Consider the following 12,603-nt stretch of genomic DNA (forward strand, 5'->3'; position numbering starts at 1 on the left):
ACTATCGACCGCTGCCTACGGCGGGTGGTTTCGTGGCGGGAAGCGTCACCACCCGCCGGGCCAATTGCGCTGCCGCTCACTGCATGGCTTGCCGAATCCGCCGCCGCTTGGCCAGAAAGCGCAACCAGCCCAGCGTCACGATGCCCAGGCCCAGCGGCACGAACAACACGCCGACCCAGACGTAGATGTTTTCGCGGAAGAAATTGACGAGCGAAAAGCCCGCCAGCACCAGGGCCATGCCGGTGCGCAGGTAGGCCAGTACCGTCCGCTCGTTGGCCAGACGCGTTCGTTCGAGGGCCAGCCGGTCGCTGAGGCTGAGCGAGGAATCGGGCCGTGGAGTCATGCGGGAGTGGAGCTTGGGTTCGGGCCGGGGCCGGAGAGGGCCCGGCGGGCGAGGCAACCGCGCAAGGCCCGGCTGTCGGCGGAATACCCGGAGCTACTCCATCGCGGGCGGTAAAGTTGCCGTTGCCCGTCCGCCACGACTTGCCTGGCGCCAAGTGCTGCCCCCGTCAAAGCCGCCTTACCGGTCGAGCCAAGCGCGGCCGCAAGCCCAGCCAATGGTGAGCAGAATCAGCAGAAAGAGGCGTAGCGTGTTCATAGGAGGTAGGCGAGAAGGATGCAGCGGGATAGATGGCGCCGGCACCTTCGGGTTTAATCACCTCCGGGCGCCACCTCCAGTTGCCCTTTGTAGGAGACGCTGCCTTGGCGGAGCAGGTAGAAGTAGACGCCGGGAGCGACGCCGGCGCCCCAGTCGTGGCGGTAGTCGACCGTGCGGTAGACCTCGCGGCCCCAGCGGTTGAAAATGCTCAGCTCCCAGGCGCCCTTGGTCAGGCCGGGTACCACGAACCGGTCGTTGCGTCCGTCGCCGTTGGGGGTGATGACGTTGGGCAGCAGCAGGCAGCTCTGGTAGCGCACGCGCCGGCTCACGGTGCGCGTGTCGCAAAGCGAAGTAACGGTCAGCGCGTAGGTGCCGGGCTCGGTGACGGTGAGCGTGGGGGCGGTGGAGCCGTCGGCCCAGCGGTAGCCGAGGCCCGGGCCGGAGAGGGCCGGAGCGCGCAGCACCAGCGGCTGTTCCAGGCACAGCGTGGTGTCGGGGCCGAGCGAGAAGGCGGGCGCCAGCGGAGCCGCCTGCACCAGCAGCGAGTCGCGGCTGGTGCAGCCGCCGGCGTAAGTGAGGAGCACGCTATACAGGCCGGGCCGGCCGATGCGGATGTCGGGCGTGGTCTCGCCGGTGGTCCAGGTATAGGTCAGCGCGTCGGGGTTCAGAGCCGTGAGCTGCAGCGTAGTGCCCGGGCACAGCAAGGTGTCGCCCGAAACGGAGGCAACCCGGGCCACGGGCGGCCCCACCACGTGGGTGCGGGTGAGTTGGCAGCCATCGGCGAAGGTGGCCGTGACGGTGTAGGTGCCACCTTGGCTCACGCGCAGCGCGGCGGTGGTGGCGCCGGTGTTCCAGCGGTAGCCCGTCACGGCGCTGCCGCTGGCCGCGGCCGTGAGCGTGGCACTCTGCCCCGGGCACAACTGCTGCCGCCCGCTGATGGTTAGCGCGTTGCCCGTCAGGGTCGTCTGGGCCGTGGCCGTGCAGGTGGCGCTGAAGCTGGCCGTGACGGAGTAGGTGCCGGGCTGCGTGACCGTGATGCTGGCCGTGGTGGCACCGGTGCTCCAGCGAAACGCCCCCGCCCCGGGCGCCACGGCCGTCAGCTGGCGGGGCGTGCCGGGGCAGAGCGGGGTGGTAGCGCCGCTGATCTGCACGGTGGGCGCCGGAACGCTGCGCACCCGGAACTGCTCCGTGAGCCGGGTGCCCGTCCGCAGCCAGGCCGTGACGGAGTAGGTGCCCGGCTGGGTCACGTTGATGCTGGCGGTGGTGGCGCCGGTGCTCCACTGGTAGCTGATGCCGCTGTTGGGGGCGAAGGTGCGGGCCGTGAGCTGGACGCTGCCCCCGCTGGTACAGATGACCGAGTCGCCGGTGATGCGCAGGTCATTGGGCAGCATGCGGGCCACGTAGGTCGACGCCACCTGGTTTGGGTCGCCGGGCAGCAGGTGTGGTTCCAGCAACAGGCTGGTGCTGAAATAGTCGCCGCCGATGTAGGGCGTGGCATAGGGGCCCAGGGCCAGCCCGGCGCAGTAATCGGTGCTGCTGCCCTGGCCTTTCACTACCCACTGCCACTGGCCGGCCGCGTTGAGCTTGCCCACGAACAGGTCGAAGCTCTGCACGGAGGTGAGCACGAAGGGCCCGAACTGCGCGGTATAGCTGCGGAATTGTCCGCCCAGATAGATGTTGCCGCGCCGGTCCACCTTTAGGCCCGTGCAGTACTCGCCCAGCATGCCGGTGGCCACCACCCGCGCCCACTGCCATTGCCCGGCCGTGTCGAGCTTGGCCACGAAGGCGTCGTCGAGGGATATATTCGTCGCGGGGTTGACCAGGGTCGAGGTGCCCAGCGTCACGCTGCCGAGCACCGAGCCCCCGACGTAGCAGTTGCCGGCCGCGTCGGTGGCCAGGTCGCCCACGCTGGCCCGGCTGGAATTCAGCAGGGTACCGTTGCCCAGGGAATAGGCCCGCTGAAACGCGCCGGTGGCGGCGCTCAGGCGCACCAGGTAGTGGCTGGTGGCGGGTGCGGTGAAGGGCCCCAGCTGCGTGACGGCGGCGTTGAATCCGCCGGAAGCGAATACCTGCCCCTGCTCGTTCACGGCCAGGGCGCTGGCATAGTCCAGGGCCGGGCTGCCGATGCGCTGGGCCCAGTGCCAGGCACCGTTGGGGTCGAGGCGGGCCACGAAGTTGTCCTGGTCGCCGATGCTGCTGAGGGTGGTGCTGCCGAAAGCCACGCTCGCCCCGAACTGCCCGGTCACGTACACGTTGCCCTCGGCATCGAGGGCCAGGCGGGTGGCCGCGTCGTCGGCCGGGCCGCCCGCGCGGGCCGCCGCCAGCACGTTGCCGGCCGAATCGAAGTGGGCCACGAATACGTCCTGGCGGCCGGCGTTGGGTAGGCTGATGGTGTTGCTGAGCTGAAAGGGCGCGGCCGAGTAGCTGCCGGCCAGGTACACCGTGCCCGCGGCATCCACGGCCAGGCTGGCCGCGTTGCCGGCGAAGGTGCCGCCCGTGCGCAGGTACTTGATCCAGCGCGGCGTGCCGGTCGGGCCGATTTTGGCCAAGTAGGCATCGGCCCGGCCCACCCCCGACGAAGCTCCGTCGAAGAATACTTCCCCGCCGTAGGTGCCGCACACGTAGGCGTTGCCCCACGCGTCCACGGCCAGCCCGTAGTGAAAGGGGCGGCCATTGCTGCCGCCCGGCGCCAATACCCGCCGGGCCATGTCAAATTCATTAGACGGATTTTGGGCCAGCAGCGGCCGGGCACTCAGCAGGCTCAGCACCAGCAGCCAGCACCACCGGAATCGGGAGGGTAAGAATCTACGCAAGCCAGAAAAGCGAAATAGGATTACTAAGCTAAGCCGCCGCAGCGGGCGCGGCAATAACGGGCCGGGGGGCTTTTTCGTGTGCCGGCCCAAGCCCCAAAATTAGGGGCGTCGGAGCCCGCAGATACCAGGATCTTTGAATCCTCGCCTGGGCTTTACGAGGGGCGAATGAGCAGCCGCAGAGGGGCAGAGCTACGCCGCCCGGTGCCCTATGTAGGGCGCGTACTGGCAGGGTACATGACTCGGGAAGTGGTACCGCGTGTGGCAGCGAAGGCGCCAACATACGGCCGCCCGGTTCGCTGGCGCGTCGCAGAGTACCACTACGCGCCAGCAGACCATCATCTTCGAGTAAGACGCTGCTGCCCGCGGCGCCTTACTCGAAGATGATGGTCTTGTTGTGGTGCACGAACACGCGCCCGTTGAACACCAGGCGCAGGGAGCGGGCCAGCACGATTTTCTCCACGTCGCGGCCGGCCTGGGCCATGTCGGCGGCGCTGTGTGTGTGGTCGACGGGAATGACGCTCTGAGCAATGATGGGGCCCTGGTCCAGCTCGTTGTTGACGAAGTGGGCCGTGGCGCCGATGATTTTCACGCCCCGCTCGAAGGCCTGCCCGTAGGGGTTGGCGCCCACGAAGGCCGGCAGGGAGGAGTGGTGAATGTTGATGAGGCGGTCGGCGTAGGGGGCCACGAACCCGGGCGAGAGGATGCGCATGTACTTGGCCAGCACCACGTACTCGGGCTGGTAGTGGTCGAGCACGGCGCCGACGGCGGCCTCGTGCTGCGCGCGGCTGAGGCCCTCGTGGCTCACGTGGTGGAAGGGCACGCCGAACTGGGTGGTGAGCGGCCCGAGCAGGGCGTGGTTGCTGATGACGGCCATGATTCGGGCGCCCAGCTCGTCGAAGGCGTGGCGCACCAGCAGCTCGCTCAGGCAGTGGTGCTCCTTGGTGGCCATCACCACGATGTTGCGCGGGCGCGGGTCGCCGAGGCGCACCTCGGCGGCGGCGGGCAGGGCGGCGCGCAGGTCGCTGAGCAGGGCCTCGGCCTGGAAGTCGCCGGCCACTTCGGTGCGCATGAAGAAGGTGGGGCCGGTGGGCTCCACGAACTCGTCGTTGCGCACGATGTTGAGGCCGTGGCGGAAAAGTACTTCGGTGATGCGGAAGATCAGGCCCGGCTCGTCGGGGCAGCGGATGACCAGGTAGTGCGGGGCGGGCAGGGCGGCGGTAGGGGGCACGGCAGGAAAAGTCAGTAGGATGAGCTGCAAGGTACGGCGGCGGCCGCCCGGCGGATACGGCCTGCCGATAAGCCCGACGGTAACGCCAAGGGGCCTGCCGTGCGTAAGGGAGATGCAACCAACACCTTATTCGTACCCCACATGATGAACGAAGAGCACAAGCTCAGCCGCCGCCAGGTTATCAGCGGGCTGGGCGCCAGCCTGGCCGTGGCCGCCGTGGGCCCGGTATTCGGCGCCGAAGCCGGCGCGGCGGGCGCCGCGGCCGATCCGCTGGAAGACCCCACCAAGAAATACCCCCGGCCGCCCTTCAAAAGCCAGCAGCAGCCCTGGCCGGGGCTGGCCGGCCAAATGGACCCCAAACCCGACCACGGCGAGAAAAGCTACAAGGGCTCGGGCCGGCTGAAAGGCCGCAAGGCGCTGATTACCGGCGGCGACTCGGGCATGGGCCGCGCCGCCGCCATTGCCTACGCCCGCGAGGGCGCCGACGTAGCCATCAACTACCTGCCCGCCGAGGAAGCCGACGCCAGGGAAGTTATTGCCCTCATCAAAGCCGCCGGGCAGAAGGGCGTGGCCATTCCCGGCGACCTGCGCGACGAGGCCTTCTGCAAAAAGCTGGTGGAGGAAACCGTGCGCCAGCTCGGCGGGCTCGACATCGTGGTCAGCAACGCCGCGCGGCAGCAGACGCGCAAGTCCATTCTGGAGTTGACCACCGAGGACTTCGACGCGACGATGAAAACCAACATCTACGCCCCGTTCTGGATTATCAAGGCCGCGCTGCCCCACCTGAAGCCGGGCTCGGCCATCATCGGCACCACCTCGGAGCAGGCCACCGACCCCTCGGAGGACCTTTACGACTACGCCCAGACCAAGGCCGCTACCACCAACTACGTCCGCTCCCTGGCCAAGCAGCTGGCCCCGAAGGGGATTCGGGTGAACGGCGTGGCGCCGGGCCCGATCTGGACGCCCCTGCAGGTGAGTGGCGGGGCCACCCAGGAAAAGCTGGTGAAGTTCGGCGGCGATACGCCCATGATGCGGCCCGGGCAGCCGGTGGAGCTGGCTTCCATCTACGTGCAGCTGGCCGATCCGCAGGCCAGCTACGCCACCGGGCAGGTGTACGGCGCGGCCGGCGGCAAGGGGCTGCCGTAGGGCCCGCGCCCCGGTAGCCTGACGCCCCCGCCTGACACGCCAACGCCCCGGTGCAAGCCGGGGCGTTGGCGTGTCAGGCGGGGGCGGCCAACGGTTTGGGTCTTAGCTAGGTCTGTTATCTTTGGGGCTTCCATTTGTCCTTTTGGTATCGACTAGATGCGTATACTTCTCCGCTTGATTTCGGGCCGGCGGCTGGCCCTGGCTGTTTTGTTACTGCTGCTGACGCTGCCGCTGCGGGCGCAGCACAACGTGTGGGTACGCCCCGACGGCTTGCTCTGGACCTGGGGCCGCAACACCTTCGGCCAGCTCGGCGACGGCACGCTGGTATCGAAGCGGGTGCCGACCGTCATCAGCCCGGGCGCTACCTGGCGCATGGCCGTAACGGGCGGCAGCCATACCGTGGCCATCCGCGCCGACGGCACGCTCTGGACCTGGGGCTACAACAACCAGGGCCAGCTCGGCACCGGCGCGAACAACCCCCGCATGGTGCCCGGGCAGCTGGGTACGGCTACCTGGCGCAGCGTCGGGGCCGGGGAACTTCACACGGTAGCCGTGCGCGCCGACGGCACACTCTGGGCCTGGGGCCAGGGCGGCAACGGGCGCCTGGGCTACGGCGGCGTGGCCGGGGTGCTGGCGCCCAGGCAAATCGGCACGGCCACCGACTGGCAGAGCGTGGTGGCGGGCTCGGACTTCACGCTGGGTCTCAAAACCGACGGCACGCTGTGGGCCTGGGGCCACAACGACTCGGGCCAGCTCGGCGACGGCAGCACCACCGACCGCCTGACCCCGGTGCAGATCGGCACGGCCACCACCTGGCGCAGCGTGCGGGCCGGCTACGCCCACACCGTGGCCCTGCGGCAGGATGGCTCGGCCTGGGCCTGGGGCTGGAATGGCTCCGGGCAGCTGGGGCAGGCCAGCACCGGGCAGGCTTACACTACCCCGCAGGCGCTGGGCGCCGGCCAAACCTGGCGCGACGTGGCCGCGGGCGGCGACCATACCGTGGCCGTGCGCGCCGATGGCACGCTCTGGGGCTGCGGCTACAACGAGTACGGGCAGCTGGGCGACAGCACCAGCACCAGCCGCCCCAATCTGACGCGGGTGGGCAACCGCACCAACTGGCACAGCGTGCTGGCGGGCTCCGTCCACACCATTGCGGCGCGGCAGGACGGCACGCTCTGGGGCTGGGGATTTAACCCCTTCGGGCAGGTGGGCAGCGCCCTGCTGGGCATGGACTACGAGACGGCGCCCTTCCCCGTGCAGCCGGGCTGGATCTGGCGCAGCGTGTCGGCCAGCGACCGTTACTCCCTGGCCGTGCGCGCCGATGGCACGCTGTGGGGCTGGGGCGAAAACAACTACGGGCAGCTGGGCGACAGCACGCTCACCGAACGGCCGCTGCCGGTGCAAATCGGGCGGGCCACGAACTGGCTGAGCGTGGTGGCCGGCCGGCAGCACGTAATGGGCCTCAAGACCGACGGCACACTCTGGGCCTGGGGCAATAACGGCCAGGGCCAGCTCGGCCTGGGCACCACCGGGCCCACCACGGCCACGCCCAGCGTGCCCCGCCAGGTGGGCACGGCCACCAACTGGCGCAGCGTGGCCCTGGGCTCAGCCAACACCCTGGCCCTGCGCCAGGACGGCAGCCTGTGGAGCTGGGGCGACAACCAATTGGGCGGCCTCGGCGACGGCACCACCATCAGCCGCAGCGTACCCGGCCAGATTGGCCTGGGCGCCACCTGGCTGAGCATCACGGCCGGCGGGGGGCTGTACCACGCCATTCGCACCGATGGCACGCTCTGGGGCTGGGGCGTCAACACGGTGGGGCAGGTGGGCGACGGCACGACCACCACGCGCCGCAGCCCGGTGCAGATCGGGACGAGCAGCAACTGGCAAAGCATCGACGGCGGGAGTGATTTTGCCCTGGCCGTGCGGCAGGACGGCACGCTCTGGACCTGGGGCTACAACCTCAACGGGCAGCTCGGCAACGGCTCGACGGGCCTGGGGCGCACCAGCCCGGCGCAGGTGGGCACCAGCACCGCGTGGCGCTCGACGCAGGCCTACCTGTTTCATTGCCTGGCTATCCGGCAGGATGGCACGCTCTGGAGCTGGGGCGAAAACGAATCCGGGCAGCTGGGCAACGGCACGGTCAACGTCGCGGGCGCGCCCAATACCACCCCGAGCCAGGCCAGTGCGGCGCAGTGGACCGCGGTGAGCAGCGGGGCGATTCATTCGGTGGGGCTGCAGGCCAACGGCACGCTCTGGGCCTGGGGTAGCAGCAGCCGCAGCGCCCTGGGCATCCCCGATCGGAGCATGGTGCCGCTACTTATTGCGGGCAATGCCGTAGTGCTGGCCGCGCGCCCGTCCAGCACCCTTTCCACCAGTTTCGTGGCCTACCCCACGGTGGCCGCCGACGCGGTGGAGTACGCCTACGCGGGCCCGACCCGGCCGGCCGGGGCCACCTTGGAACTGCTTCGCCTCACCGGGCAACGCGTGGCCCGATGGCCCGCGGGCCCGGCCGCCCAGGGCCGGCTGGCGGTGGCGGGCCTGGCGCCGGGCTGGTACCTGCTCCGGCTCAGCACGGCGCAGGGCAGCTACGTGGCCCGCTTCTTCCGGCCCTAGCGGCGCCGGGGCCCCGCCTCCGGCTCTGGCCGGTACTACCTATCCCAAACGATACAAGCCCTGGTCTGACGGCCGGGGCTTGTATCGTTTAAGTGGTCAACCAAAAGTAATCGTAGCCTATTGGCCGTCCTGCTTCATCTGGCGTGCGCGCAGTCGAAGCAGGATGTTCTTTTCTAAACGCTTACTTCTGAACGAGTACTTAGAGCCTATCCGGAAAGTCTAGAACGTCATGCTGAGCTTGTCGAAGCATCTCTACCGCTTCGTTGAAATGTTATTTGACAAAGCGGTAGAGATGCTTCGACAAGCTCAGCATGACGCCATTTTTTCTTTCAGACGAATTTCCGAATAGGCTCTTAGCGGGGCACAGAAAAGCCCCGGCGAGTGGGCCGGGGCTTTTCGGGGTAACCAGGCGCGGGGGGCTTAGCGGCGGTAGTCGCGGTCGTTACGGCCACGGTCGTCGTGACGGTCGTTGCGGTGCTGGGCTTCGTAGCGGGCGCGCTCGGCGGCGCGTTGGGCTTCCAGGCGGCGCTGGGCTTCGAGCTGGCGCTGGCGCTGCTGCTCAAACTGGCGCTGGCGCTCGGCGGCTTCGCGGCGGGCGCGCTCGGCCCGTTCGCGTTCCAGGCGTTCGGCCCGCTCCCGCTCGTAGCGGCTCATTTCGCGGCGGTCTTTGAAGGGCGCGGCGGCCGGGGCGGCGAAGGCCGAGGCGGAAGAAGCGAACAGGCCCAGGGCGGCAACGAGGGAAAACAGAGAGGCTTTCATGGCAAGTGGTGGTGTAGGGTGAGAAGGGGAGAAAAAGCGGGGCGGAGAAGGATTCAACCGCTTGCCAGGGTAATTGCAAGCGGGGTGCCAGGGCCGGGGTCTGGCGCCCCAGTGGGCCGAAACCGCCGCCCAAGGGGCTTGGATTATCGCCCATCGGGCGGGTTTCTTCTGCGAATGCACCGGCTCACATCCCGGTCTTTGCCCGGGCGCCTCCGCCGCCAGCCAACTGCGCCTCATTCCCGGCCACCTTTCCAGGAAGCGAGAAGGAACCGGCCGACTTGCGGCGTTGCTTTTAATGGCCATGCCTTGGTGCTGGCCGGGGCGTTTTTTTGGCGCGAAGAAGTCGTTGAGCCCGGTGCCGGGGCGCCGGCGCGGGGAATGAGCAGGAGGCCGCTGCGGCGCTCGACGCGGTGAGAGGGGGTGCCGCGAGTGAAAGGGAGGAGGGAATAGCGGCCCGGGTCGGGTACGGCGAGGGTGGCGCTGGGGAAGGCGGGCTATATTTGAGCAAAACCGCCTTATGCCTGCCCTCCGATACCTCGCTTATTGCCTGAGCGCCTGCCTGCTGCTGGGCTGCTCGACGCCCGCCACGCCGCTCACCTACCGGGTGCAGGACGATGAGCCGGTGCTGGATCTAAAGGCTAATCCGAACTGGCAGCCGGCCTGGAACGACTCGCTGATTGCGCGGCTGGAACGGGGCGCTCTGCCCGCCTACGACCGCGACAACCGCCCCCTGCCCGCCGACTCGCTGCAGCGGGCGCGGCGGCTGCGGGGGGTGGTGCTGGTGCAGAACGCGCAGGGCAAGCTGGAGGACGGCACCCTGCTGCACCAGCCCCAGGAACTGCGGGCGGTGCTGCACCCGGCCGGGCAGGCGCACGATATCGACCTGTATTTCTACGATCAGGCCGTGGCGCTGGAGCTGTTCTACGCCCGGGTACGGCAGGCCGACCTGGAAGCGTTAGCCGGGCGGCGGTTCGTCTTCGTGCCCGCTAAGTAGGGGCAGGAGCCTGCTCTAATAGACCGGTTCCGGCATAGCGTCGGGGGCTGCGGGCGCGTGGCGGCGTTGTGGGGGTAGAAGATCAGCAGGCTCAGGCCATGACGCTGGCCGGGCGGCGGCACGGCCTTGCGGATGTTGATGTTGCTCGTTCGAGGCCGGGCCGTTGCGCTGCAGCTTGGTCGTTCCGGTGTCTTGGTATTGCTACCAACATGGCGCCGCTACGCGGCTGTGGCCCCCACGCTATGCCGGGCCGTTCCTGTCTGCGAGGCGGTAGTTGATAGCTGCGAGACGGTAGTTGGTGGCTCTGAGACGGTAGTTGCGAGCTACGAGGTGGTAGTTGCTGTCTGCAAGGCGGTAGTTGGTAGCTCTGCGGTGGTAGTTGATGGCTCTACGGTGGTAGTTGATAGCTCGGGGGCGGTAGTCGATGACTCTGGGGTGGTAGTTGCTTTCTGCAAAGCGGTAGTGGGTGTCTAGGAAGTAGTAGCTACGGGCTCGGAAGTGGTAATGGATAGGGGCTGAATAATTTTAATTCTGGTGGTGGCAGAAGGATTGCATTGTTGATATATTGTTAGGCTTTTTCGGTTGGAAAAGTAAATACCACAACCAATTACCTTTTACCATGACAACTTATCAACAGAACCGATTAGCCATGTTCCGGACGGTGCTGGGGTTCTTCGAGCAGGCGGGAGGGCCGCTGCTAACCGTTAAACGCATCGAGGCGGGGCGGGCCAGCCTGGCCGGGGTGATGGCCCGGCTTGAAGCCGCCGCTGCGGCGCAAGACCACAGCACGACGGGGCTGACGCTGGACCGCAAGGCGCTGAAAGCACGCGCCGGGCAGCGGGCGGAGGTGTTGCGGCTGCTGGTGCTGGCTCTCACCGATGACGCTGGTTTGCGCGGGGAGCTGAAGCTGCCGCTGAGCAAAAAGCAGCTGGGCAAGGACGTAGAGCTGCTGGCCTACCTGCGCAAAATCGACGGGGCGGTGGGCACACTCAAGCCCGCCGACCTGGCCGAGGCGGGCTACGAGGAGCAGGTACGCACGGACCTGCGGGCCGACATCCAGGCGCTGACCGATACGCAGGGGGCGGCCCGGCAGGTGGAAACCGGCACCAGTACGGCCACGGGGACGCTGGAGGCGCTGATTGACGAGGCCACGCGGGTGCTGGACGAGCAGCTGGACCCGCTGGTGACGGCCCAGCAGCTGAAGCACCCGGAGCTGGTGACGCAGTACGAGGCCGCGCGGCGCATTGTGAAGACGGCGGCCCGGCGCAAGGCCGAGTACCGCGGGGTGGCCCGCTACGGCAAGCCGGTGCTGGTGTACGACCGGCGCGAGGCCGGCGTGCCCCAGCCGACGCTGGGCAACCGCAGCGGCAAGGGCCTCACGCTGCGCTACTACACGGCTATGACCAGCACGGCCGCGCCCGCGCCGGGGCAGGGCGTGGTGGTGAAGCACAAGACGGATCAGCAGCTGGCGGATTATAGCGGGCTGGGGGCGGCGGAGGCGCCGTACCTGCTGGTGGTGCTGGAGCAGGTGGACGGGGAGGGGCGGTGGGTGGTGCGGTAGGGCGCCTCACCCCCCGGCCCCCTACCTCGCTTGATGCGCGACATGGGGGAGAGGGGGAGCCTGACGCCTACGGTTTGAAATGGAAACGCCCCGGTTTTGGCCGGGGCGTTTTTTTGTGGCTGATCTACGTACTTTGGAATCTACTTTTTCGGACTGTGATGGACAACGCGGCTATTACCAATTACATCGAACTGAACCCGCAGGTGCGCTTTGGCAAGCCGGTGGTGAAGGGCACGCGCACGACGGTGGCGGAGGTGCTGGAAATGCTGGCCAACGGCATGAGCGCGGCCGATATTGCGGAAGATTTTCCGGCCATCGGCGCGGAGCAGGTGCGGGCTTGCCTGCTGTATGCGGCTTATAAGGAAAGCGTGGTATTGCTGTCCGTTGCGTAAACTGCCATGCGCCTGTTGCTGGATGAAAACATATCGTGGCGGCTGGCCGGCTATCTGCGCCCACACTGCGCGGCAGTGGTACACGTGCGTGACCTGGGTCTGGCTAACAGCCCCGATACTAGTATCTGGCGCTACGCCAAGCAGCACGGCTACGACGTGCTGACCAAGGACGAAGATTTTTTGCGCCTGGTAGTGGCAGAGGGCTTTCCGCCCCGCGTGGTGGCCGTGCAAAACGCGCAGGTGCCCGTGGCGAAACTGGCCGAGTACCCGTTGGCACGGCTGCCGCAGCTACAGGAATTTCTGGCAGCGGAGCAGGGAGTCCTCGGGGCTGGGGATGCTGCCGGCGTAGTCGGCCCAGTAGTGGATGCGTTGGAGGGAGCGGAGGAGGGTTTGCTCGATTTGGGGGATGAGCGCGGTGCTGGGGTGGTAGGGCGAAAGTAGCGGGGGAAACAAAAAGCCCCGGTGGTGGCCGGGGCTGGGTTTGTTTCTCTGGTAC

At 67.9% G+C, this 12,603-nt stretch carries 10 protein-coding genes; 6 read left to right on the forward strand and 4 right to left on the reverse strand.

The annotated features are described in order from the left end of the window. Positions 1-76: 76 nt before the first annotated feature. The 3 genes from FDY95_RS15675 to purU all read right to left on the reverse strand — a co-directional run bounded on the left by FDY95_RS15675 (position 77) and on the right by purU (position 4,639). Positions 77-343, reverse strand: coding sequence for a YidH family protein (locus tag FDY95_RS15675; RefSeq protein ID WP_138079145.1), 267 nt, complete (start codon positions 341-343; stop codon positions 77-79). Positions 344-651: 308 nt separating this feature from the next. After that, positions 652-3,411, reverse strand: coding sequence for a T9SS type B sorting domain-containing protein (locus tag FDY95_RS15680; protein WP_138079147.1), 2,760 nt, complete (start codon positions 3,409-3,411; stop codon positions 652-654). Positions 3,412-3,781: 370 nt separating this feature from the next. Continuing rightward, the gene (gene purU / locus FDY95_RS15685) at positions 3,782-4,639 is read right to left on the reverse strand and encodes a formyltetrahydrofolate deformylase (protein WP_246074052.1); all 858 of its coding nucleotides are present in this window, start codon (positions 4,637-4,639) and stop codon (positions 3,782-3,784) included. Positions 4,640-4,783: 144 nt separating this feature from the next. Between purU and FDY95_RS15690 the strand changes: the two genes are divergently transcribed. Next, the gene (locus FDY95_RS15690; protein WP_138079558.1) at positions 4,784-5,785 is read left to right on the forward strand and encodes an SDR family oxidoreductase; all 1,002 of its coding nucleotides are present in this window, start codon (positions 4,784-4,786) and stop codon (positions 5,783-5,785) included. A gap of 156 nt (positions 5,786-5,941) precedes the next feature. Further along, positions 5,942-8,401: an RCC1-like domain-containing protein gene (locus tag FDY95_RS15695; RefSeq protein ID WP_138079149.1), complete on the forward strand. Its 2,460-nt coding sequence runs from the start codon at positions 5,942-5,944 to the stop codon at positions 8,399-8,401. Between the two features lie 420 nt (positions 8,402-8,821). Here the strand turns inward: FDY95_RS15695 and FDY95_RS15700 are convergent, their stop codons facing one another. After that, on the reverse strand, positions 8,822-9,160 hold the full coding sequence (locus FDY95_RS15700) for an ATP-dependent DNA helicase (protein WP_138079151.1): 339 nt from the start codon (positions 9,158-9,160) through the stop codon (positions 8,822-8,824). 517 nt (positions 9,161-9,677) lie between these two features. Between FDY95_RS15700 and FDY95_RS15705 the strand changes: the two genes are divergently transcribed. The 4 genes from FDY95_RS15705 (at position 9,678) to FDY95_RS15720 (ending at position 12,548) form a co-directional block, all read left to right on the forward strand. Beyond that, positions 9,678-10,154 carry a hypothetical protein gene (locus FDY95_RS15705; protein ID WP_138079153.1) on the forward strand — a complete coding sequence of 159 codons (477 nt, stop codon included), beginning with the start codon at positions 9,678-9,680 and terminating at the stop codon, positions 10,152-10,154. A 619-nt stretch (positions 10,155-10,773) separates the two neighbouring features. Next, positions 10,774-11,715 (forward strand): hypothetical protein, encoded by a 942-nt coding sequence (locus FDY95_RS15710; RefSeq protein WP_138079155.1) that lies wholly within the window; start codon positions 10,774-10,776, stop codon positions 11,713-11,715. A 158-nt stretch (positions 11,716-11,873) separates the two neighbouring features. Further along, on the forward strand, positions 11,874-12,107 hold the full coding sequence (locus FDY95_RS15715) for a DUF433 domain-containing protein (RefSeq protein ID WP_246074053.1): 234 nt from the start codon (positions 11,874-11,876) through the stop codon (positions 12,105-12,107). Between the two features lie 6 nt (positions 12,108-12,113). Continuing rightward, the gene (locus FDY95_RS15720) at positions 12,114-12,548 is read left to right on the forward strand and encodes a DUF5615 family PIN-like protein (protein ID WP_138079157.1); all 435 of its coding nucleotides are present in this window, start codon (positions 12,114-12,116) and stop codon (positions 12,546-12,548) included. Positions 12,549-12,603 lie beyond the last annotated feature (55 nt).

The sequence above is a fragment of the Hymenobacter jeollabukensis genome (assembly GCF_005771675.1).
Classification (GTDB): Bacteria; Bacteroidota; Bacteroidia; order Cytophagales; family Hymenobacteraceae; genus Solirubrum; species Solirubrum jeollabukense.

Excerpts from the sequence above, each read along its gene's own strand:
- FDY95_RS15675 (WP_138079145.1), bottom strand. The coding sequence starts at position 343 with ATGACTCCACGGCCCGATTCCTCGCTCAGCCTCAGCGACCGGCTGGCC.
- FDY95_RS15690 (WP_138079558.1), top strand. The coding sequence starts at position 4,784 with ATGAACGAAGAGCACAAGCTCAGCCGCCGCCAGGTTATCAGCGGGCTG.
- FDY95_RS15695 (WP_138079149.1), top strand. The coding sequence starts at position 5,942 with ATGCGTATACTTCTCCGCTTGATTTCGGGCCGGCGGCTGGCCCTGGCT.
- FDY95_RS15700 (WP_138079151.1), bottom strand. The coding sequence starts at position 9,160 with ATGAAAGCCTCTCTGTTTTCCCTCGTTGCCGCCCTGGGCCTGTTCGCT.
- FDY95_RS15705 (WP_138079153.1), top strand. The coding sequence starts at position 9,678 with ATGCCTGCCCTCCGATACCTCGCTTATTGCCTGAGCGCCTGCCTGCTG.
- FDY95_RS15710 (WP_138079155.1), top strand. The coding sequence starts at position 10,774 with ATGACAACTTATCAACAGAACCGATTAGCCATGTTCCGGACGGTGCTG.
- FDY95_RS15715 (WP_246074053.1), top strand. The coding sequence starts at position 11,874 with ATGGACAACGCGGCTATTACCAATTACATCGAACTGAACCCGCAGGTG.
- FDY95_RS15720 (WP_138079157.1), top strand. The coding sequence starts at position 12,114 with ATGCGCCTGTTGCTGGATGAAAACATATCGTGGCGGCTGGCCGGCTAT.